General features: G+C 60.1%; 21 protein-coding genes. 15 read left to right on the forward strand and 6 right to left on the reverse strand.

Annotated elements, in window-relative coordinates:
* Positions 1 to 263 precede the first annotated feature (263 nt).
* Positions 264 to 1,484 carry a CaiB/BaiF CoA-transferase family protein gene (locus tag HNO86_RS03065; protein WP_175375561.1) on the reverse strand — a complete coding sequence of 407 codons (1,221 nt, stop codon included), beginning with the start codon at positions 1,482 to 1,484 and terminating at the stop codon, positions 264 to 266.
* A 12-nt stretch (positions 1,485 to 1,496) separates the two neighbouring features.
* Complete coding sequence (locus tag HNO86_RS03070; protein WP_175375562.1) at positions 1,497 to 2,678, reverse strand: acyl-CoA dehydrogenase; 1,182 nt, start codon at positions 2,676 to 2,678, stop codon at positions 1,497 to 1,499.
* Positions 2,679 to 2,836: 158 nt separating this feature from the next.
* On the opposite strand from HNO86_RS03070, the gene HNO86_RS03075 reads away from it, so the two are divergent.
* From HNO86_RS03075 to HNO86_RS03120, 10 genes are all read left to right on the forward strand, one after another.
* A complete protein-coding gene (locus HNO86_RS03075; protein WP_175375563.1) occupies positions 2,837 to 3,736 on the forward strand; it encodes a LysR family transcriptional regulator in 900 nt (299 codons plus the stop codon).
* Between the two features lie 436 nt (positions 3,737 to 4,172).
* A complete protein-coding gene (locus HNO86_RS03080; protein WP_175375564.1) occupies positions 4,173 to 5,294 on the forward strand; it encodes a Re/Si-specific NAD(P)(+) transhydrogenase subunit alpha in 1,122 nt (373 codons plus the stop codon).
* 15 nt (positions 5,295 to 5,309) lie between these two features.
* On the forward strand, positions 5,310 to 5,633 hold the full coding sequence (locus tag HNO86_RS03085) for an NAD(P) transhydrogenase subunit alpha (RefSeq protein WP_175375565.1): 324 nt from the start codon (positions 5,310 to 5,312) through the stop codon (positions 5,631 to 5,633).
* The gene (locus tag HNO86_RS03090; RefSeq protein ID WP_175375566.1) at positions 5,633 to 7,069 is read left to right on the forward strand and encodes an NAD(P)(+) transhydrogenase (Re/Si-specific) subunit beta; all 1,437 of its coding nucleotides are present in this window, start codon (positions 5,633 to 5,635) and stop codon (positions 7,067 to 7,069) included. The genes HNO86_RS03085 and HNO86_RS03090 overlap by 1 nt, the downstream gene beginning before the upstream one ends.
* Positions 7,070 to 7,283: 214 nt before the next feature.
* Complete coding sequence (locus tag HNO86_RS03095; protein WP_175375567.1) at positions 7,284 to 8,777, forward strand: acetyl-CoA hydrolase/transferase family protein; 1,494 nt, start codon at positions 7,284 to 7,286, stop codon at positions 8,775 to 8,777.
* A gap of 319 nt (positions 8,778 to 9,096) precedes the next feature.
* Entirely contained in the window at positions 9,097 to 9,312 is a 216-nt protein-coding gene (locus tag HNO86_RS03100; protein ID WP_175375568.1) for a DUF1127 domain-containing protein, read from the forward strand.
* Between the two features lie 309 nt (positions 9,313 to 9,621).
* A complete protein-coding gene (locus HNO86_RS03105) occupies positions 9,622 to 9,939 on the forward strand; it encodes a DUF2388 domain-containing protein (RefSeq protein ID WP_175375569.1) in 318 nt (105 codons plus the stop codon).
* 129 nt (positions 9,940 to 10,068) lie between these two features.
* Positions 10,069 to 10,386 (forward strand): DUF2388 domain-containing protein, encoded by a 318-nt coding sequence (locus HNO86_RS03110; RefSeq protein WP_175375570.1) that lies wholly within the window; start codon positions 10,069 to 10,071, stop codon positions 10,384 to 10,386.
* Between the two features lie 28 nt (positions 10,387 to 10,414).
* Positions 10,415 to 10,735, forward strand: coding sequence for a DUF2388 domain-containing protein (locus HNO86_RS03115; protein WP_175375571.1), 321 nt, complete (start codon positions 10,415 to 10,417; stop codon positions 10,733 to 10,735).
* Positions 10,732 to 12,693, forward strand: coding sequence for a DUF4105 domain-containing protein (locus HNO86_RS03120; protein ID WP_175375572.1), 1,962 nt, complete (start codon positions 10,732 to 10,734; stop codon positions 12,691 to 12,693). Before HNO86_RS03115 ends, HNO86_RS03120 begins: the two co-directional genes overlap by 4 nt.
* Before the next feature lie 96 nt (positions 12,694 to 12,789).
* Here HNO86_RS03120 and HNO86_RS03125 read toward each other — a convergent pair whose 3' ends face one another.
* The 3 genes from HNO86_RS03125 to HNO86_RS03135 form a co-directional block, all read right to left on the reverse strand.
* Entirely contained in the window at positions 12,790 to 13,065 is a 276-nt protein-coding gene (locus tag HNO86_RS03125) for an HU family DNA-binding protein (protein WP_003213368.1), read from the reverse strand.
* 194 nt (positions 13,066 to 13,259) lie between these two features.
* Positions 13,260 to 14,408 (reverse strand): NAD(P)/FAD-dependent oxidoreductase, encoded by a 1,149-nt coding sequence (locus tag HNO86_RS03130; RefSeq protein ID WP_175375573.1) that lies wholly within the window; start codon positions 14,406 to 14,408, stop codon positions 13,260 to 13,262.
* 20 nt (positions 14,409 to 14,428) lie between these two features.
* Positions 14,429 to 14,596 carry a rubredoxin gene (locus tag HNO86_RS03135; RefSeq protein WP_007954349.1) on the reverse strand — a complete coding sequence of 56 codons (168 nt, stop codon included), beginning with the start codon at positions 14,594 to 14,596 and terminating at the stop codon, positions 14,429 to 14,431.
* Positions 14,597 to 14,796: 200 nt separating this feature from the next.
* Between HNO86_RS03135 and HNO86_RS03140 the strand changes: the two genes are divergently transcribed.
* Both HNO86_RS03140 and ubiA read left to right on the forward strand, forming a co-directional pair.
* Complete coding sequence (locus tag HNO86_RS03140) at positions 14,797 to 15,348, forward strand: chorismate lyase (protein ID WP_175375574.1); 552 nt, start codon at positions 14,797 to 14,799, stop codon at positions 15,346 to 15,348.
* Positions 15,348 to 16,238, forward strand: coding sequence for a 4-hydroxybenzoate octaprenyltransferase (gene ubiA, locus HNO86_RS03145; RefSeq protein WP_175375575.1), 891 nt, complete (start codon positions 15,348 to 15,350; stop codon positions 16,236 to 16,238). Before HNO86_RS03140 ends, ubiA begins: the two co-directional genes overlap by 1 nt.
* Positions 16,239 to 16,335: 97 nt before the next feature.
* Here the strand turns inward: ubiA and HNO86_RS03150 are convergent, their stop codons facing one another.
* Positions 16,336 to 16,722, reverse strand: coding sequence for a hypothetical protein (locus tag HNO86_RS03150; protein ID WP_175375576.1), 387 nt, complete (start codon positions 16,720 to 16,722; stop codon positions 16,336 to 16,338).
* A 152-nt stretch (positions 16,723 to 16,874) separates the two neighbouring features.
* Between HNO86_RS03150 and phoB the strand changes: the two genes are divergently transcribed.
* From phoB to HNO86_RS03165, 3 genes are all read left to right on the forward strand, one after another.
* Positions 16,875 to 17,564 carry a phosphate regulon transcriptional regulator PhoB gene (gene phoB, locus HNO86_RS03155; protein WP_034149326.1) on the forward strand — a complete coding sequence of 230 codons (690 nt, stop codon included), beginning with the start codon at positions 16,875 to 16,877 and terminating at the stop codon, positions 17,562 to 17,564.
* A gap of 148 nt (positions 17,565 to 17,712) precedes the next feature.
* Complete coding sequence (gene phoR / locus HNO86_RS03160; protein ID WP_178130967.1) at positions 17,713 to 18,999, forward strand: phosphate regulon sensor histidine kinase PhoR; 1,287 nt, start codon at positions 17,713 to 17,715, stop codon at positions 18,997 to 18,999.
* Positions 19,000 to 19,123: 124 nt separating this feature from the next.
* On the forward strand, positions 19,124 to 20,464 hold the full coding sequence (locus tag HNO86_RS03165) for a hemolysin family protein (protein ID WP_175375578.1): 1,341 nt from the start codon (positions 19,124 to 19,126) through the stop codon (positions 20,462 to 20,464).
* Positions 20,465 to 20,555: the final 91 nt, after the last annotated feature.

Here is a 20,555-nt window from a genome sequence, read left to right on the forward strand (position 1 = left end):
CGCTGCTGTCAACACCTCTTTTTCAACTCCCTGCGGGCTTCGATGAACTGAAGCCGTCACCGTCGAAACTTACTTAACTCGTTGATTACCAAGGAGTTTTCCGTTTCGACTGCGCCGGAAGTGGGGCGAATTATAGAGATCTGAAATCTGCCGTCAACAGTTAATTTCAGTTTTCTTTCAATAAGTTACAGGCGGTAGAAAACAGCCTGCTCCTCCTTCAATAAGGAGGAGCAAACTCAGTCTTTCTATATAGAAGGGAAACCTCAGAGCACGCCAGACTCTTTGAACGCCGCGACCGCCCCAGCATCCAGCCCCAGCACCCGCTGCAGAATCTCCAGCGTATGCTCGCCCAACAGCGGAGGAGCACGACGGTACTCAACCGGCGTCTCGGACAATCGAATCGGACTCGCCACCTGAGGCACCGCCCCAGCCAAAGCATGCGGCAACTCGATCGCCAAACCACGCGCCTTGACCTGAGGATCGGCAAACATCTGCGCCAGGTCATTGATAGGGCCGCACGGCACACCCGCCTGTTCCAGCTGTGCCACCCACTCAGCCGTGGTCTTGAAAACCGTCGCCTGACGGATCAGCGGAATCAGCACCGCCCTGTTCGCCACCCGCAGCTTATTGGTCACAAACCGCGGATCGTCCGCCCACTGAGGCTGCCCGGCGACTTCCGCGAACTTGCGGAACTGCCCGTCATTACCCACAGTAAGGATGAAGTCGCCATCGGCCGTAGGAAAATCCTGATAAGGCACGATATTCGGATGAGCATTGCCCAGACGCTTGGGAGCATTGCCCGTGGTCAGGTAGTTCATCGCCTGGTTAGCCAGGCACGCCACCTGAACATCCAGCAATGCCATATCTATATGTTGCCCACCACCCACCTGATTGCGATGCGCAAGCGCGGCCAGGATCGCGACGGTCGAATACAGCCCCGTCAGAATGTCGGTCAGCGCCACCCCGACCTTCACCGGCCCCGCGCCCTCATCGCCCTCAGGCCGCCCGGTGAGGCTCATGAGGCCGCCCAGCCCCTGGATCATGAAGTCATAACCCGCGCGCTTGGCATAAGGACCGGTCTGGCCGAATCCGGTGATCGAGCAGTAGATCAGATCCGGATTGATTGCCTTCAGCGACTCGTAGTCCAGCCCATAAGCCGCCAGCCCGCCGACCTTGAAGTTCTCGATCAGGATATCGGACTTGGCCGCCAGATCACGCACCAGCTTCTGCCCTTCCGGGCGCGTGAAGTCGATGGTCACCGATTGCTTGTTGCGATTGGCCGACAGGTAATAGGCGGCCTCGCTGGTGTTTTCGCCATAGGCGTCTTTAAGGAAAGGCGGACCCCAGGCGCGCGTGTCATCGCCATTGCCCGGACGCTCGACCTTGATCACTTCAGCGCCAAGGTCCGCAAGAATCTGTCCGGACCACGGCCCGGCCAGTACCCGCGATAAATCCAGTACCCGCAGATGCGAAAGCGCGCCCATGGCGTTCTCCTGTTAGTAGAACGCCTGAAGGCCGGTCTGCGCGCGACCGAGGATCAACGCGTGGACGTCATGGGTACCTTCATAGGTATTGACCACCTCCAGGTTGACCAGGTGGCGAGCAACGCCGAACTCGTCCGAGATACCGTTACCGCCCAGCATGTCACGGGCCATGCGCGCGATATCCAGGGACTTGCCGCAGGAGTTGCGCTTCATCATCGAAGTGATTTCAACCGCAGCAGTACCTTCGTCTTTCATGCGACCCAGACGCAGGCAGCCTTGCAGCGCCATGGTGATCTCGGTCTGCATATCGGCCAGTTTCTTCTGGATCAGCTGGGTGGCAGCCAATGGACGGCCGAACTGCTGACGATCCAGGGTGTACTGGCGAGCGGTGTGCCAGCAGAACTCGGCAGCACCCAGCGCGCCCCAGGAAATGCCGTAACGTGCCGAGTTGAGGCAGGTGAATGGACCTTTCAGGCCGCGAACATCCGGGAAGATGTTCTCTTCAGGCACAAACACGTTATCCATGACGATCTCGCCGGTGATCGACGCACGAAGGCCGACCTTGCCGTGAATCGCCGGAGCGCTCAGGCCTTTCCAGCCTTTCTCCAGAACGAAACCACGGATGTCGCCCGCGTCGTCCTTGCCCCAGACCACGAACACATCGGCGATCGGGCTGTTGGTGATCCACATTTTGCTGCCGGTCAGGCTGTAGCCGCCTTCCACTTTGCGTGCACGGGTAATCATCGCGCCCGGATCGGAACCGTGGTTAGGCTCGGTCAGACCAAAGCAACCGATCCACTCACCCGACGCCAGCTTCGGCAGGTATTTCTGCTTCTGCGCTTCGGTACCGAATTCGTTGATGGGCACCATCACCAGCGAGGACTGCACGCTCATCATCGAGCGGTAGCCGGAGTCGATACGCTCGACCTCACGGGCGATCAGGCCATAGCTGACGTAGTTCAGGCCACTGCCGCCGTACTGCTCGGGAATGGTCGCGCCCAACAGGCCCACTTCGCCCATTTCGCGGAAGATCGCAGGGTCGGTCTTTTCGTGACGGAACGCTTCGAGAATGCGCGGCGCGAGGCTTTGCTGGGCGAACTGAGCGGCGGTGTCGCGGATCATGCGCTCTTCTTCGGTGAGCTGTTGATCCAGCAGCAGGGGATCGATCCAGTTGAAGCTAGCTTTACCGGCCATGAGTGTGTCCTCTCGAAACGGGTCAAATTACGTGGGATTGATCCTAGGCCGGGTTCGCCATCCGGGCAAACGAGGATTTCGCATACTGTTGTGCTAATTTCTCACTCCGAAACGTCGCAAACCGCAAATTGTGCGATGTATTAGTGAGGTTGACGTACATGCGCAGAAAGATCCCCAGCACGACCGCCCTGATCAGCTTCGAAGCGGCCGCGCGCCACGAGAGCTTCACCAAGGCGGCGCAGGAGTTGTCCCTGACCCAGGGAGCGATTTGCCGACAGATCGCCAGCCTAGAGGAGTTTCTCAACGTAGAGCTGTTCCGACGCTCACGGCGCGGAGTGAAACTGACGGAAGCCGGCCTCTCCTACAGCCGCCGGGTGGCGACCCAACTTGATGCGGTCGAGCGGGACACCCTGTCAGTCATGGGTCAGCAAGGTGCCAATGTGATCGAACTGGCTGTGGTTCCGACGTTCGGCACTCAATGGCTGCTGCCCCGACTTAAAGACTTCCAGCAAAAACACCCGGAAGTGACGGTCAACCTGACCAACCGTACTCGCCCTTTCCTGTTTGCCGACACTGACTTCGATGCTGCGATTTACTTCGGCGATGCAGACTGGTCAGGTACACAGTCCCATCGGTTAATGGATGAACACCCGCTTCCCGTTTGCAGCCCAAACCTGTTGGGGAAAAACACTCATCTGACCGCCGATGAAATCGCTGAATTACCTCTATTGCAGCAAACCACCCGCCCCTATGCCTGGCGACATTGGTTTAACTCCCAGCGACTGAGTGTCCCTCGCGACATGACAGGACCACGCTACGAGCTATTCTCCATGCTCGCCCAGGCGGCCATGCACGACATGGGCATCGCCTTGATCCCACCGTTCCTGATTCAGCGTGAATTGGCCGAGAAAAGACTGGTAATTGCCAACCCCCAGGCGCTCTCCAGCATCAAGGCGTATTACCTGATGATTCCCGAGCGAAAGGTCGAATCGGCGTCTTTGCGGGCTTTTCGGGATTGGCTGGTCAACCAGGCGCACAGCTACAGCATCGAAGAATAAAGGGCTTCAGGCGTTTGCTGACCTCGTAGTCAGCAAAATAAAAACCCTACAGATATAAGTATTTGTCGCATATTCGAAGACTGTATTCCCAAGCAGTACAAACGTCCCACAAGCGCCTGATTACATGGCTTTGAGCCTGTATTCAGGAGCGATGCAGCATCATTCATATGGCCGATGCGAAAAAACTTTATTTCTGGCAAAAATGCTCGAAAGGCACGCCCCGTAAGGGCTAGAACCGAATCGGTGCGACATTCGGTCACGGGATGACTTGTAGTTAATTTTGCGTCACGCGCCATAATCCCTTGAAAGGGCACAAAGTTCGCCTGCAAAATGCCGCGCCCCGCCCAGATTCGGCGGGATCGTGCTGATCGGCCGCCCCAGCCGCACCATCCGTAGTGCATGGGTTTACTTAATAAGATCACGCAGGAGATTTGACGTGCACATTGGTGTTCCTCTTGAGACCCAAACGGGTGAAACACGGGTTGCTGCTACCCCGGAAACCATTAAGAAGCTGATCAGCCAGGGCCATAAGGTCACTGTACAAAGCGGCGCCGGCATTAACGCCAGCGTTGTCGACAGTGCCTATGAAACGGCGGGCGCAACCATTGGCAGCGCCAATGATGCGTTTGGGGCCGAGCTGATTCTCAAAGTGGTTGCACCCAACGACAACGAACTGGCGCTGATCAAGCGCGGCACCGTTGTGGTGGGGATGCTCAACCCGTTCAGCAATGAAACCATCGCCAAAATGGCCGAATGCGGCATTACCGCGTTCGCGCTGGAGGCGGCCCCACGTACCTCCCGCGCCCAGAGTCTGGACGTACTGTCTTCCCAGGCCAACATCGCCGGCTACAAAGCCGTGCTGCTGGCCGCTCACTACTACCCTCGCTTCATGCCGATGCTGATGACGGCCGCGGGCACCGTGAAAGCGGCGCGCGTGCTGATTCTCGGTGCCGGCGTGGCTGGCCTGCAGGCGATCGCCACGGCCAAACGCCTGGGTGCAGTGATCGAAGCGTCCGACGTGCGTCCTGCGGTAAAAGAGCAGATCGAATCCCTCGGCGCCAAGTTCGTCGACGTGCCTTACGAGACCGATGAAGAGCGTGAATGCGCCGTCGGTGTCGGCGGTTACGCGCGCCCCATGCCGGCAAGCTGGATGCAGCGTCAGGCCGTGGCCGTGCACGAGCGCGCCAAGCAGGCTGACGTCGTCATCACCACCGCACTGATCCCGGGCCGCAAGGCACCGACGCTGTTGAGCGCCGAAACCGTGGCGCAGATGAAGCCTGGTTCGGTGGTCATCGACCTCGCCGCAGCCCAAGGCGGCAACTGCCCGCTGACGGTGGCGGATCAGGTGGTCGTCGAAAATGGCGTGACCATCGTTGGCCCGACCAACCTGGCCGGTGCGGTGGCCGCCGATGCTTCGGCGCTGTACGCCCGCAACCTGCTGGACTTCCTGAAACTGGTCTTCACCAAGGAAGGCCAGTTCGAGATCAACCTCGAAGACGACATCGTCGCCGCGTGCCTGATGTGCCGCGATGGCCAAGTCATCCGCAAAAACGCCTAAGCAGGGATTCAGACGATGGAAGAGCTTATCTCCCCCGGTATCTACAACCTGATCATCTTCGTGCTGGCGATTTATGTCGGTTACCACGTGGTCTGGAACGTTACGCCCGCGCTGCACACGCCTTTGATGGCGGTGACCAACGCAATCTCTGCAATCGTGATCGTCGGCGCCATGCTGGCGGCCGCCCTGACCGTGACGCCGCTGGGCAAGATCATGGGCACCCTGGCCGTGGCACTGGCAGCGGTCAACGTGTTCGGTGGCTTCCTGGTCACCCGCCGCATGCTTGAGATGTTCAAGAAAAAAGCCCCGAAAGCCGCAAAAGAAGAGGCGCCGAAGTAATGAGCATGAACCTCGTAACGACGCTTTACCTGATCGCGTCGATCTGTTTCATCCAGGCCCTCAAGGGCTTGTCGCACCCGACTACGTCGCGTCGCGGCAACCTGTTCGGCATGCTCGGCATGGCGCTGGCGATCCTCACCACCATCGGCCTCATCTATAAGCTGGGCGCAGAGCTGGCTACAGCCGGCATCGGCTACGTGATCGTCGGCCTGCTGATCGGCGGTACCGCCGGTTCGATCATGGCCAAGCGCGTTGAAATGACCAAGATGCCGGAACTGGTCGCCTTCATGCACAGCATGATCGGTATGGCGGCGGTGTTCATTGCCATCGCTGCCGTGGTCGAGCCGCAATCGCTGGGCATCGTCAAACATCTGGGCGATTCGATTCCGGCGGGCAACCGTCTGGAGCTGTTCCTCGGCGCGGCCATTGGTGCAATCACTTTCTCCGGTTCCGTGATCGCCTTCGGCAAACTGTCGGGCAAGTACAAGTTCCGCCTGTTCCAGGGAGCTCCGGTACAGTTCGGCGGCCAGCACAAACTGAACCTGCTGCTGGGTCTGGCGACCCTGGCTTTGGGCGTGACCTTCATGGTCACCGGCAGCCTCACCGCTTTCGCACTGATGCTGGCCCTGGCCTTCGTCATGGGCGTGCTGATCATCATCCCGATCGGCGGCGCCGACATGCCGGTCGTGGTGTCGATGCTCAACAGCTACTCCGGCTGGGCGGCGGCAGGTATCGGCTTCTCGTTGAACAACTCGATGCTGATCATCGCGGGCTCGCTGGTAGGTTCTTCCGGTGCGATCCTCTCGTACATCATGTGCAAGGCGATGAACCGCTCCTTCTTTAATGTACTCCTCGGCGGTTTCGGCAACAGCGCCGATGCGGGGGATGCTGGCGGTTCGAAAGAAGCCCGTCCGGTGAAATCCGGTTCGGCCGACGACGCAACATTCCTGCTGACCAACGCCGACAGCGTCGTCATCGTTCCGGGCTACGGCCTGGCGGTGGCCCGTGCACAGCACGCGTTGAAGGAACTGACCGAGAAGCTGACCCATCGCGGCGTGACCGTGAAGTACGCGATCCACCCGGTTGCTGGCCGTATGCCGGGCCACATGAACGTATTGCTGGCCGAGGCCGAAGTGCCTTACGACCAGGTGTTCGAGATGGAAGACATCAACTCCGAGTTCGGCCAGGCCGACGTGGTACTGGTGCTCGGCGCCAACGACGTGGTCAACCCGGCCGCCAAGAACGATCCGAAATCGCCGATTGCCGGCATGCCGATTCTCGAAGCGTTCAAGGCCAAGACCATCATCGTCAACAAGCGCTCGATGGCCAGCGGCTATGCCGGTCTGGACAACGAATTGTTCTACCTGGACAAAACCATGATGGTGTTCGGCGACGCTAAAAAGGTCATCGAAGACATGGTGAAAGCTGTCGAGTAACCCTCGATGCCTTGCGAAAACGCCCCGACCCGTCGGGGCGTTTTTGTTTGCGCAAATCGTCGGACAAACCAGCGCTTTGTTACTGATCCGGTAATGGTGTTTTGCTTGAAAGACCCGGAATAGACGGCTCTTTTGCGACCTTGGTAGCGGGACAGGCCTGCGCGAAATTCAATAGACTGCGCTTCCTGCTACCCGTTACCCGAGATAACAATCCATGTACCGTGACCGTATTCGCCTGCCTTCGTTGTTGGATAAAGTGATGAGCGCCGCCGAGGCTGCCGCTCTGATTGAAGACGGCATGACCGTCGGCATGAGCGGCTTTACCCGTGCCGGCGAAGCCAAGGCCGTCCCCCACGCATTGGCCGAGCGAGCCAAGGTCACGCCGCTGAAGATCAGCCTGATGACCGGCGCCAGCCTGGGCAACGACCTGGACAAGCAACTCACCGAAGCCGGCGTACTGTCGCGACGCATGCCCTTCCAGGTCGACAACACCCTGCGCAAGGCGATCAATGCCGGTGAAGTGATGTTCATCGACCAGCACCTCTCGGAAACCGTGGAGCAACTGCGCAACCAGCAACTGAAGCTGCCGGACATCGCGGTCATCGAAGCCGTGGCCATTACCGAGCAGGGTCATATTGTGCCGACCACTTCCGTGGGCAACTCCGCCAGCTTCGCGATTTTCGCCAAACACGTGATCGTCGAGATCAACATGGCGCACAACCCGAACCTGGAAGGTCTGCACGACATCTATATCCCAACCTATCGTCCGACCCGCACTCCGATTCCACTGGTCAAGGTTGACGATCGCATCGGTAGCACCGCGATTCCGATCCCGCCGGAAAAGATTGTCGCGATTGTGGTCACCCACCAGGCCGACTCGCCTTCCACTGTCTTGCCACCGGACGTCGACACCCAGGCCATCGCTGATCATCTGATCGGCTTCTTCAAGCAGGAAGTGGACGCTGGGCGCATGACCAACAAGCTCGGGCCACTGCAGGCCGGCATTGGCACCATCGCAAACGCGGTGATGTGCGGACTGATCGATTCGCCTTTTGAAGATCTGACGATGTACTCCGAAGTGTTGCAGGACTCGACCTTCGACCTGATCGACGCCGGCAAGCTGAGCTTTGCTTCGGGCAGCTCGATCACCCTGTCGGGCCGGCGCACCGCTGAAGTGTTCGGCAATCTGGAACGCTACAAGGACAAACTGGTGCTGCGTCCGCAGGAAATCTCCAACCACCCCGAAGTCGTACGTCGCCTTGGCATCATCGGCATCAACACGGCGCTTGAGTTCGACATCTACGGCAACGTGAACTCCACCCACGTTTGCGGCACGCGGATGATGAACGGCATCGGCGGCTCGGGTGATTTTGCGCGCAACGCACACCTGGCAATCTTCGTGACCAAGTCGATCGCCAAGGGCGGCGCGATTTCCAGCGTGGTGCCAATGGTCAGCCACGTCGACCATACCGAGCATGACGTCGACATTCTGGTGACCGAAGTCGGCCTGGCGGACCTGCGCGGCCTGGCCCCTCGCGAGCGCGCCCGGGCGATCATCGACAACTGTGTGCACCCGGATTTCCGCCAGGCGCTCAATGACTACTTCACCGCCGCCTGCGCCCTGGGTGGACACACGCCGCACATCCTGCGCGACGCCCTGAGTTGGCACATGAACCTGGAAGAAACCGGTCGCATGCTCGCCGTATAAGGAGACAAGGGAACAGCTGGCGCAAACACAGTTTCGCCAGCTTTCACTTCTCAGAGTCATTCTTGAAGAAAACTGTACTGCTGTACTGGTGTTTTCCTACAGAAAATCCCCACACTCACCGACAAAAACTGAAAAATAGCACCATAATGATGCAGACAGGTACAGTTGCCTCAATTTGGACCAGTACACCCCCTATAAACAGTTAACTGAGCCCTCACAATACAGATGAACTGTATCTACAGAGGCTAGGCAAACAAGAGGATCATGGGCACCAGTTAAGCCACTACCTAATCCCGCCATAAGCGGAAGGATGAAAACCATGGAACGTACACTCAGTTCCGATCTGTTCTTTCAAGACACTGCTGCAAAAACCCAGGCTTCCCTGCCTCTGCGCGTAATCGCCAACCTGATGCTGTGGCAACGCCGCATCTCCAGCCGCCACCAACTGGCTCGTCTGGATTCGCGTCTGCTGGCTGACGCCGGTATCAGCGAAGCACAGCGCTACGAAGAGCTGAGCAAGCCGTTCTGGCGCTAAGTAAGCGTCGCTGGCCCTGACCTCAAGGTCCACCGCCAGCAACCGAATTGAAAAAACAAAGCCCGTCGTGGGAAACCACGACGGGCTTTGTCGTTTCAGAGTTCAAAAAATCAGCACCAGTACAGTTTCATATAAATTCAATTACACCTGAACAGTTATACCGCTAGACTGATTGCGTCTTGACGCTGATTCACATCAGCGGATTGTCGGGAACTCGTCCACGGGCCTACTATCAACCCAGGACTGTGGCGAAGCCTGTCCCAGACATTGCGCCACCCTTACCGTCGGCTTTACAGAGGAGTTACACCCATGTCCCGTCTTCGTCTGCTCAGCGCTGCTGCTCTGCTTGCCGTGGCTGCCAATGCCAACGCCACCAGCTTCATCGTGACCACCGATGCCGTCGTCGGTGCACTCAAATCCAGCTCCGATGCCACTTCCGATGTCACCTCCTCGTTCCACGATGACAAGATCGTGCTCGCGGCCCGTGACGACGCTGCCAGCTTCGTCGCCAGCGAAGGCGCCATTCGTGGGGTGAAACTCGAAAGCGCACTGGACCACATCCGCCACCAGGCTCCTCAACTTAACGCCACCGATGCACAGCTGGCCCAGGCGATCCTGACGATCTAAGCCATTCCCCCAAACCTTGTAGGAGCGAGCTTGCTCGCGATGGACGACCAGACACCGCGGGCATTCATTCACCCCGCGTAATCGTTAACGACCATCGCGAGCAAACTCGCTCCTACAGTTGTGAGTCTTATGCGTTCGCCCTCGAATCTGCTTCGCACCACTGCCCTTCTGGCAGCCATCTGTTCCGGCCCCGCCCACGCCTTCGACGCCTTCAACCTGTCGACCCAAGGCACCGTGGTCAGCGGATATGCCACCAGCATGGTGACCGCCGCGCCCTTCGACCATAAAATGCTGCTCGCCGCCCGGGATGACGCCGCGGCGTTCATCGCCAGCAACGGCCAACTGAGAGGCGCACAACTGGAGTCGGCCCTGCGTTATCTGCGCCAGACCCAGTCAAAACTTCATGCCAGCGACCTTGAACTGGCGCAGGCAATTCTCGTCCAATAGTTATTCAAGATTCTTCCGGAGTTGTTCCATGCGTAATCCGCTGATTGCCGCCACCCTCGGCCTGCTGCTGTTGGCCGACGTGGCCCAGGCCCATACCCTGGTTGCCACCAGTAACATGCTGATCCGTGCCACCCAGCGCACGCTCGATTTCACGTCCGATACCACCACGTCGATCCGCGATTCGAAACTGGTTCGTGAAGCCCAGGACGATGCCGCCAGCTTCGTCGCAACCAATGGCGACATCCGCGGCGCTCACCTGGAAGCCGCCCTGGACATGTTGCGCACCCGCGTACCGGAAGCCCGCGACGCCAGTGATCAGGATCTCGCCGAAGCCATCCTCGCACTGTGAGGCCTGCATTCGCCTGGCTGCTGGCCGGGACGCTGTTGCTGATCGGCAGCAGCGCCCACGCCGGCCTTGAGCTGCATCTCAAGACTGACGGCCTGACCCCTTCCCAACAGCAAGCCAGCCAGGCGCTGCTCGATGAAGCCATGCAAGCGTTGCCGCCGCGCTTCATCGAGCAACTCGACCGGCGCATCGACGTCGGCTGGACCGACGACATGCCCGCCAACGCCTATGGCCAGGCGTCGCTGGTGTCTGAACTCGATCTGAACCGCAAGCTGCTGGCCAGCCTCACGGATGGCACGGCGGCGACCAAGAAGACCTATCGCCCTCACGGCACCGTGCGCCGGGAAATGCTCGCCACGGTTCTGCACGAGCTGACCCACATCTACGACCGTTCACGCCTTTGGCCCAAGGCACAGCGCACATTGATCCAACGCTGCACCCGCCAGGAAAGCAACTCGGGGCTGGTGGGCATTGCCGATGAATGCCGCGGCCAGTCCGGTCGGCGCTTCACCCTCAGCGACGATCCGCGCCTGCTGGACCTCGCCGGCTGGCAGCAATACGTCGGCCGTCGCGGCGAGCGCGAACAGCACAACCGCCAGATCGCGCGCAGCCCGGACATCTACGAGACGAGCAGCCCCAAGGAATTCGTCGCGGTGAACATGGAGTACTTCCTCCTCGATCCGAGCTACGCCTGCCGCCGGCCCTCGCTGTATCGTTATTACAAGGAACACTTCGGCTGGGCACCTGCCGCCAAGGACACCTGCAGCAAGACCTACGCATTCCTCAATGCAGGCAATGATTTCGCCAAGACGCCGCTGGGCCAGGTCGACCCGGAACGGGTGTATGCCGTCGACTATCTGCTGGCCGAGGCCAACCAGAACTGGGTCAGCCGTTGGGGTCACAGCATGTTGCGGCTGGTGATCTGCAAACCGGGGCGTCCGCGAGGCCCGGATTGCCGGCTCGATCTGGACCAGCACTTGGTGCTGTCCTACCGCGCTTTCGTCGGTGACGTGCAGCTGTCGAGCTGGGACGGGCTGGTGGGCAAGTACCCTTCTCGCCTGTTCGTGTTGCCTTTGGCGCAAGTCATCGATGAATACACCAAGACCGAACTGCGCAGCCTGGCCTCGGTACCGCTGAACCTGTCGCGCAGCGAAATTGAGGACACGGTGGAACGCGCCGCCGAGATGCACTGGAGCTACGACGGCAACTACTTCTTCCTGTCCAACAATTGCGCGGTCGAGGAACTCAAGCTGCTGCGCGGTGGCACCAACAATTCGAAGCTGGTCACCCTGGACAACATCATGCCCAACGGCCTGCTCGAAGTGCTCAAGGGCCGCGGTCTGGCCGATACCAGCGTGCTGGACGATCCTCGCGAAGCGCTGCGCCTGGGTTATCGCTTCGACTCCTTCCGCGAGCGCTACCAGGCGATGTTCGAGGTATTGAAAAAACGCCTGCCGATCAAGCAGGACACGGTCGAGCAATGGCTGGAACTCAAAGCCGTGGAGCGTCGCCAGTGGTTCGACCAGGCTGACCTGCGCGCCAGCGCCGCCTTGCTCCTGCTGGAACAGGCCAGCTTCCGCCAGCAGTTGCTGCTGGCCCAGGACGAAGTGAAACAACGCTACCTGGGCGCCCGGGAGCTGAAAAACGGTGGCATGGACAAAGCCAACAAGACCTTGAAGGACATTCTCGCCAGCAGCGGCTTCTTGAGCCGTCCGGCGGAACTGCTCGACAGTGGCGGCTACGGATTGCCGCAACCCAATGAATGGAAAAATCTGGAATCGGAAAGCAGCGAGCGCCAGAAACAGCTACAGGTGCTCAGCGGTGAACTGGACAAGGAAGTGCGGGCCCTGCTCGAGCCTGAGCGTGCCGCGGAAATGGCGGCCAACGAAGCCAACGTGAAGCAGATCGGCGAACATCTGCGCAAATTGCACAAGGCATCGGGCGGGATCGAGTTGCCGTGAGGACCTTAAAGGCCTGCACAAAAAATGGGCACCCAACCAAGTTGGCGTGCCCATTTTTCATTCCGCGCCCCCCGCTACTTGGGTCGGGGGTAAAAATTACGGATTGACGCTGTCTTTCAACGACTTGCCTGGCTTAAACGCAACGGTGTTGCTGGCCTTGATCTTGACCGGTTCACCGGTTTGCGGGTTTTTGCCGGTGCGGGCGCCGCGGTGGCGTTGCAGGAAGGTGCCGAAACCTACCAGCGTCACGCTGTCTTTGCGATGCAGGGCGCCGGTGATTTCTTCGAGAACGGCGTTGAGAACGCGGTTGGCCTGCTCTTTGGTGAGGTCTGCTTTTTCCGCAATGGCTGCGGCGAGTTCTGGTTTACGCATATTAGTGAAGCCCCTTTGACGGTTTGTTGTTGTTATGTCCGTGCTGCTCTCTCTGGAGCAGCGCCCAAGGCGCCGCAGATGCTCTACTCTGCGGCAGACGGGTGTGAGGATGGCACGCACCGCACAGCCGCGCCAGTATCGATACGGCCTTTCTCAGGGCATTTTGAGGGTGATTGCGACAGAACGACCGGCATTTACGCCAGCAGTGCCGGAAGCTCTTTGTTCAGGGCCAGTTTTTCCATCACCGCCGTGCCGGTCAGCGCATAACCGAGCAGCTTGCCACCGGTATCGCGGCACAGCGCCTTGATATCAGCGCCTTGCCCTTCGACCGTCCAGCTGCCTTCCAGGCCCCGTGGTGGCGGGGACACCACCAGCGGGCACACCGGGGTTTTGACGGTGATTGGCATCGGGCCGTAGTTGACCGCCGTCGGGTTGCCGGCGAGGGTTTGGGCCAGCGCGCGTGCGCAGCTCATCAGCGGCATCACGTACAGCAGATTCAGCCCGTCGACCTCGGCACAATCACCCAGGGCGTAGATGTTGGCGTGGGAGGTTTGCAGGTGACGGTTGACCATCACACCGCGATTGACCTGCAGACCGGCTGCGGCGGCCAAGTCGATGCGCGGGCGCAGGCCAATGGCCGAAACCACCACGTCGCAGGCAATGATCTGGCCGTCGGAAAGATGCGCTTCCAGCCCATCCGCAACCCGTTGCAGACGATTGAGCACCGGGCCGAGGTGGAAGCGCGCACCGAGGCTTTCCAGCCCCGCCTGAACCGCAGCGGCCGCCGCCGGGTGCAGAAGCGTCGGCATGACCTGCTCGCAGGGTGCAACCAGATCCACTTCATAGCCGCCCAGGCTCAGATCGTTGGCGAACTCGCAGCCGATCAGGCCGGCGCCGAGCAGCAGCACCCGACGCTTGCCGGCGGCGGCCGCACGAAAGCGTGCATAGTCTTCCAGGTCGTTGATCGGGAATACGCAGTCCCCCGCGTCACCTTCAATGGGCACGCGCACGGTTTCCGCGCCCCAAGCCAGGATCAGGTCACGGTAAATGACCGCTTCCTCACCGATCCACAGGCGCTTGTGGCCAGGATCGATGCCGCTGATGCGGGTATGGGTGCGGACTTCGGCCTTCAGCTGCTCGGCCATCGCACCGGGCTCGGCCATGCTCAGGCCATCGGCGTCCTTGTTTTTGCCGAAACCGGTGGACAGCATCGGCTTGGAGTAGGAGCGCCCGTCATCGGCGGTAATCAGCAGCAGCGGGGTTTCGCCATCGAGTTTGCGAAGCTCCCGGGCCAGGTTGTAACCCGCAAGGCCGGTGCCGACGATCACGACAGGTGCGTTCATTGCCTACTCCTTTAGTTGTCTTAGTTGATTTCGATCATTTCGAAATCCATTTTGCCGACGCCGCAATCCGGGCACAGCCAGTCTTCCGGCACGTCCTGCCACAGGGTGCCCGGCGCAATGCCGTCATCCGGCCAGCCGTCGGCTTCGTTGTAGATCAGGCCGCAGACCACACATTGCCACTTTTTCATTCTTTCTTTTCCTCAGGATTCAGACTTGCACCGGCGCGAACGGTCCATGATTGCAGCGCTGTTGCTCGGCTCAGGGCGTTTTGTACTGATGGGCCAACGCAGATGCAAGCCTGTTCGGCGCAACGGCTGGCCTTATCACTCGATATGATGGGCCGACATGGTAAGCTCGCCGCCTCATTTGCTGCCAATACTGACTCATTGTGCACCACTCAGAATCCCCGCTCTGGCTTCCCCAAAGCCTGCTCACGCCCCTCCCCGACACCTTTACCCTCGACTGGCTGTTCGACGAAGGATCGCTGACCCGACGCCTGACCCGCCTGTCGAATGACGGCTTCAGCGTCACGCCGCTGTTCGAAGGCTGGCAAACCCTGCGCGAGGATGAATGCGCCGCGCTGGATCTGGCCGAAAGCAGCGAAGGCTGGGTGCGCGAGGTGTATCTGCGTGGGCATGGCGAGGCCTGGGTGTTTGCCCGCAGCGTGGCGGCACGCAGCGCGCTGCAGGGCGACGGCTTGCACATGGACGAACTGGGCAGCCGCTCGCTGGGCGAACTGCTGTTTTGCGATCACGCCTTCCAGCGCCGCGTCATCGAGGTTTGCCACTATCCTCAAGCATGGCTGCCCAGCGAAGTCAGCGCGGCTGAACTCTGGGGCCGCCGTTCACGCTTCGACCGCGGAACCTTGAGCGTACTGGTGGCCGAAATCTTCCTGCCGACCCTGTGGAGCGCCGCTCGCGCCCAACCGGAGAACTGCTGATGTACCAGAGCCTGCTCAAGTCCCTGAATCGCGTGAATCCTCGGGCCTGGGACTTCATTCAGCTGACGCGGATGGACAAGCCGATCGGCATCTATCTGCTGCTGTGGCCCACGCTCTGGGCGCTGTGGATCGCCGGCAAGGGCTCGCCGTCGCTGGCCAACATCGTGATTTTCGTCCTAGGCGTCGTACTGACCCGCGCCGGTGGCTGCGTGATCAACGATTGGGCGGACCGCAAGGTCGACGGTCATGTGAAGCGCACCGAACAGCGTCCGCTGGTCAGCGGCAAGATCAGCTCGAAAGAGGCACTGGTGTTCTTTGCCCTGCTGATGGGCGTGAGTTTCCTGCTGGTCCTGTGCACCAACGCCACCACGATCCTGCTGTCGCTCGGCGGCCTGGCGCTGGCGTTCAGCTACCCGTTCATGAAGCGCTACACCTATTACCCGCAAGTGGTGCTGGGGGCGGCGTTTTCCTGGGGGATGCCGATGGCGTTCACCGCCGAAACCGGTGAATTGCCGGCAGCGGCGTGGCTGTTGTACATCGCCAATCTGATGTGGACGGTGGGCTACGACACCTACTACGCGATGACCGACCGCGATGACGATCTGAAGATTGGCGTGAAATCCACGGCGATTCTGTTCGGCGAGGCGGATCGGGTGATCATCCTGACCCTGCAATGCATGGCATTGGGTTGCCTGCTGCTGGCCGGATCGAAGTTCGAGCTGGGTGGCTGGTTCCACCTCGGGCTGGCGGTGGCCGCGGGCTGTTTTGCCTGGGAGTTCTGGTACACCCGGGGCAAGGACCGGATGCGTTGCTTCAAGGCGTTTCTGCACAACCACTGGGCGGGATTGGCGATTTTTGTCGGGATCGTGCTGGATTACGCGTTGCGTTGAAAAAAGAAAAGATCGCAGCCTGCGGCAGCTCCTACATTGGGATCGTGTACGTCCTGTAGGAGCTGCCGAAGGCTGCGATCTTTTTTTGCGATTTACGTTACTTCTGCGACTCGTGAACGACGTGCCAGACGTCCTTCATTTTGTCGCCCGTCATGTCTCCAGGCGCCTTGTCCTTGATGAAGGTGTACAGCGGCTTGCCGTCGTAGGCGTATTGCATATGCCCATCGTCACGCTTGATGACGGTCCACTTGCCTTCAGCCTTGGCGCCCGCAGGAGCCATCATCGGTGGCCAGTTCTTGGCGCACTCGTCGTTGCACATCGACTTGCCGCCCGAGTCTTTGTCGAACGTGTACAGCGTCATGCCTTTGTGATCGACCATCATCCCGTCTTTCATCATCGCCGGTTCAGCAGCGAACGCCAGTGTCGGCAGCGTTATCGCGGCAGTGACCAGCAGAGCCTTCCAGGATTGAGCAATGTGATTCATGGAAACCTTCCGTTTGTGGTTGTCAGGGTTCGGACTTAGAGCTTAGTTCAGGTTCGCCACAATCGCAGGCCGACTAAAATACTGTCACACGACTGCAATATTTCCGTTATCTAATGCGGCGCAAGACAGTTAAATGACAAGAGGATTAAGGCATGGTTGGCAGGAGCATTCTGATCGTCGACGACGAAGCGCCTATTCGCGAAATGATCGCCGTTGCATTGGAAATGGCCGGCTATGACTGCCTGGAGGCCGAGAACTCCCAGCAGGCCCACGCCATTATCGTCGACCGCAAACCGGACCTGATCCTGCTCGACTGGATGCTGCCCGGCACGTCCGGCATCGAGCTGGCCCGACGCCTCAAGCGCGATGAGCTGACCGGGGATATCCCGATCATCATGCTCACCGCCAAGGGCGAAGAGGACAACAAGATCCAGGGCCTGGAAGTCGGCGCCGACGATTACATCACCAAACCGTTCTCCCCTCGCGAGCTGGTTGCGCGCCTGAAGGCCGTACTGCGCCGCGCCGGCCCGACCGATGGCGAAGCGCCGATTGAAGTCGGCGGCCTGCTGCTCGACCCGATCGGCCATCGCGTGACCATCGACGGCAAGCCTGCGGAAATGGGACCGACCGAATACCGTCTGCTGCAGTTTTTCATGACCCACCAGGAGCGTGCCTATACTCGCGGCCAGCTGCTGGATCAGGTCTGGGGCGGCAACGTCTATGTCGAGGAGCGCACCGTCGACGTGCACATCCGTCGCCTGCGCAAAGCCCTCGGCGATGCCTACGAGAATCTGGTACAAACCGTGCGCGGCACCGGCTATCGCTTTTCGACGAAAGCCTGACCGCTGTTACGAGCTGCAAGCTTCAAGCGGCAAGCTAAAGTCAGTCCGCATCGAACTTGCAGCTTGAGGCTTGAAGCTAGAAGCTGCTTTTCTTTCAAGGACGCGCGTTCAAGTGAACCAAAACTGGCATGGCACCCTGATTCGCCACATGCTGCTGCTGGTCACCGCCTGCCTGGTGATCGGCCTGATCACTGGCTACTACGGCTGGAGCCTCGCTGCGGGACTGGGCATTTACCTGGCCTGGACCCTCAAGCAGCTGCTGCGCCTGCATGAATGGCTGCGTCTGCACAAACCCGATGAAGCGCCGCCCGATGGCTACGGTCTGTGGGGCGAAGTGTTCGACAGCATCTACCACCTGCAACGCCGCGACCAACGCGTTCGCGGACGCCTGCAAGCGGTGATCGACCGGGTCCAGGAATCCACCGCGGCGTTGAAAGATGCCGTCGTCATGCTCGACACCGACGGCAACCTGGAATGGTGGAACCGCGCCGCCGAAACCCTGCTGGGTCTCAAGACGCCACAGGACAGCGGCCAGCCGGTGACCAACCTGGTGCGCCATCCGCGCTTCAAGGAATACTTCGAGCAGGACAACTACGCCGAACCGCTGGAAATCCCCTCGCCGACCAACGATCGGATGCGCATTCAGCTGTACATCACCCGCTACGGCAACAACGAACACCTGATGCTGGTGCGCGATGTGACACGCATCCATCAGCTGGAACAGATGCGCAAAGACTTCATCGCCAACGTATCCCATGAGCTGCGTACGCCGCTGACGGTGATCTGTGGCTACCTGGAAACCCTGCTCGACAACGTCGAGGAAGTGAACCCGCGCTGGGGTCGCGCCTTGCAGCAGATGCAGCAACAGGGCGGACGCATGCAGACCCTGCTCAACGACTTGCTGTTGTTGGCCAAGCTCGAGGCCACGGATTACCCCTCGGACAACCAGCCGGTGGCCATCGACGGCCTGCTGCAATCGATCAAGAGTGATGCGCAGCAACTGTCCGGACAGAAAAACCAGCGCATCACCCTGGAAGCCGATCCGACCATCCTGCTCAAGGGCAGCGAAGGGGAACTGCGCAGCGCGTTTTCCAATCTGGTGTTCAACGCCGTGAAGTACACCCAGGCCGAAGGCAACATCCGCATTCGCTGGTGGGGTGACGAGCAAGGCGCGCACCTGAGCGTGCAGGACTCGGGGATCGGCATCGACAGCAAACACCTGCCGCGCCTGACCGAACGCTTCTACCGCGTCGACTCCAGCCGCAATTCCAACACCGGCGGCACCGGTCTGGGGCTGGCGATCGTCAAACACGTTCTGCTGCGCCACCGCGCCCGTATGGAAATCAGCAGCGTCCCGGGCCACGGCAGTACCTTTACCTGCCATTTCGCTCCCGCCCAGGTCAGCAAATCCCGGGTCATCAGCACCGCCGACTGATACCGGCCAGCACTGGCCACTAGGCAATTGCCAAGTCAGCCGCTACATTGGCTGACTTGCGCCTGCCTTTTCAGGCGCACTTTTTTCTTATCCTTCGAATACACGGAACCCGCAAAACTCCATCATGGACCCTTCCCCTGGTTTGACCCTCGCAACAATATTCGCCGACTTCGGCATGATTCTTTTTGCTCTGATCCTGGTTTTGCTCAACGGCTTTTTCGTTGCGGCGGAATTTGCCATGGTCAAGTTGCGCTCGACCCGCGTCGAGGCCATCGCCGAGCAGCACGGTTGGCGCGGACACATCCTGCGCACCGTGCACAGCCAGCTCGATGCCTACCTGTCGGCGTGCCAATTGGGTATCACCCTCGCCTCCCTGGGCCTGGGTTGGGTCGGTGAGCCCGCCTTCGCCCACCTGCTCGGCCCCGTGCTCGAAGCGGCCGGCGTGCAATCGGCGGAACTGGTCAAGGCGGTATCGTTCTTCACCGCGTTCTTCATCATTTCGTACCTGCACATCGTGGTCGGCGAACTCGCGCCAAAATCCTGGGCGATCCGCAAACCCGAGCTGCTGTCGCTGTGGACCGCGGTGCCGCTGTACCTGTTCTACTGGGCCATGTACCCGGCCATCTACCTGCTCAACGCCAGCGCCAACCAGATCCTGCGCATCGCCGGTCAAGGCGAGCCCGGCCCGCACCATGAGCACCACTACAGCCGCGAAGAACTGAAGCTGATCCTGCACTCCAGCCGTGGTCAGGACCCGAGCGACCAGGGCATGCGCGTACTGGCCTCGGCGGTGGAAATGGGCGAGCTGGAAGTGGTCGACTGGGCCAACTCTCGCGAAGACCTGGTGACCCTGGAGTTCAACGCACCGCTCAAGGAAATCCTGGCGATGTTCCGTCGCCACAAGTTCAGCCGTTATCCGGTGTACGACAGCGAGCGCCAGGAGTTCGTCGGCCTGCTGCACATCAAGGACCTGCTGCTGGAACTGGCGGCCCTGGACCATATTCCGGAGTCGTTCAACCTGGCCGAGCTGACCCGCCCGCTGGAGCGCGTGTCCCGGCACATGCCGCTGTCGCAATTGCTGGAGCAGTTCCGCAAGGGTGGCTCGCACTTCGCCGTGGTTGAAGAGGCCGACGGCAACATCATCGGCTACCTGACCATGGAAGACGTGCTGGAAGTGCTGGTCGGCGACATCCAGGACGAACACCGCAAGGCCGAACGCGGCATCCTCGCGTACCAGCCGGGCAAACTGCTGGTGCGTGGCGATACGCCGCTGTTCAAGGTCGAACGGCTGCTGGGGATCGATCTGGACCACGTTGAAGCGGAAACGCTGGCGGGTCTGGTCTACGAGAGCCTCAAGCGCGTGCCGGAAGAGGAAGAAGTGCTGGAAGTCGAAGGCTTGCGGATCATCATCAAGAAGATGAAAGGGCCGAAGATTATTCTGGCCAAGGTGTTGATGCTGGACTGAGTTTCCCGGCGTTAAACCGAGTCGATCCCGTCGCGGGCAAGCCCGCTCCCACAAGGACACCACCGTGCCTGTGGGAGCGGGCTTGCCCGCG

It is taken from the genome of Pseudomonas sp. C1C7 (genome assembly GCF_013359595.1).
Classification (GTDB): Bacteria; Pseudomonadota; Gammaproteobacteria; order Pseudomonadales; family Pseudomonadaceae; genus Aquipseudomonas.

Coding starts and splice junctions, on each gene's coding strand:
- ubiA (WP_175375575.1), top strand. CDS start 15,348: ATGTACCAGAGCCTGCTCAAGTCCCTGAATCGCGTGAATCCTCGGGCC.
- HNO86_RS03130 (WP_175375573.1), bottom strand. CDS start 14,408: ATGAACGCACCTGTCGTGATCGTCGGCACCGGCCTTGCGGGTTACAAC.
- HNO86_RS03090 (WP_175375566.1), top strand. CDS start 5,633: ATGAGCATGAACCTCGTAACGACGCTTTACCTGATCGCGTCGATCTGT.
- HNO86_RS03065 (WP_175375561.1), bottom strand. CDS start 1,484: ATGGGCGCGCTTTCGCATCTGCGGGTACTGGATTTATCGCGGGTACTG.
- HNO86_RS03075 (WP_175375563.1), top strand. CDS start 2,837: ATGCGCAGAAAGATCCCCAGCACGACCGCCCTGATCAGCTTCGAAGCG.
- HNO86_RS03110 (WP_175375570.1), top strand. CDS start 10,069: ATGCGTTCGCCCTCGAATCTGCTTCGCACCACTGCCCTTCTGGCAGCC.
- phoR (WP_178130967.1), top strand. CDS start 17,713: ATGCTGCTGCTGGTCACCGCCTGCCTGGTGATCGGCCTGATCACTGGC.
- HNO86_RS03135 (WP_007954349.1), bottom strand. CDS start 14,596: ATGAAAAAGTGGCAATGTGTGGTCTGCGGCCTGATCTACAACGAAGCC.
- HNO86_RS03125 (WP_003213368.1), bottom strand. CDS start 13,065: ATGCGTAAACCAGAACTCGCCGCAGCCATTGCGGAAAAAGCAGACCTC.
- HNO86_RS03095 (WP_175375567.1), top strand. CDS start 7,284: ATGTACCGTGACCGTATTCGCCTGCCTTCGTTGTTGGATAAAGTGATG.
- HNO86_RS03100 (WP_175375568.1), top strand. CDS start 9,097: ATGGAACGTACACTCAGTTCCGATCTGTTCTTTCAAGACACTGCTGCA.
- HNO86_RS03165 (WP_175375578.1), top strand. CDS start 19,124: ATGGACCCTTCCCCTGGTTTGACCCTCGCAACAATATTCGCCGACTTC.
- HNO86_RS03115 (WP_175375571.1), top strand. CDS start 10,415: ATGCGTAATCCGCTGATTGCCGCCACCCTCGGCCTGCTGCTGTTGGCC.
- HNO86_RS03085 (WP_175375565.1), top strand. CDS start 5,310: ATGGAAGAGCTTATCTCCCCCGGTATCTACAACCTGATCATCTTCGTG.
- phoB (WP_034149326.1), top strand. CDS start 16,875: ATGGTTGGCAGGAGCATTCTGATCGTCGACGACGAAGCGCCTATTCGC.
- HNO86_RS03105 (WP_175375569.1), top strand. CDS start 9,622: ATGTCCCGTCTTCGTCTGCTCAGCGCTGCTGCTCTGCTTGCCGTGGCT.
- HNO86_RS03070 (WP_175375562.1), bottom strand. CDS start 2,678: ATGGCCGGTAAAGCTAGCTTCAACTGGATCGATCCCCTGCTGCTGGAT.
- HNO86_RS03150 (WP_175375576.1), bottom strand. CDS start 16,722: ATGAATCACATTGCTCAATCCTGGAAGGCTCTGCTGGTCACTGCCGCG.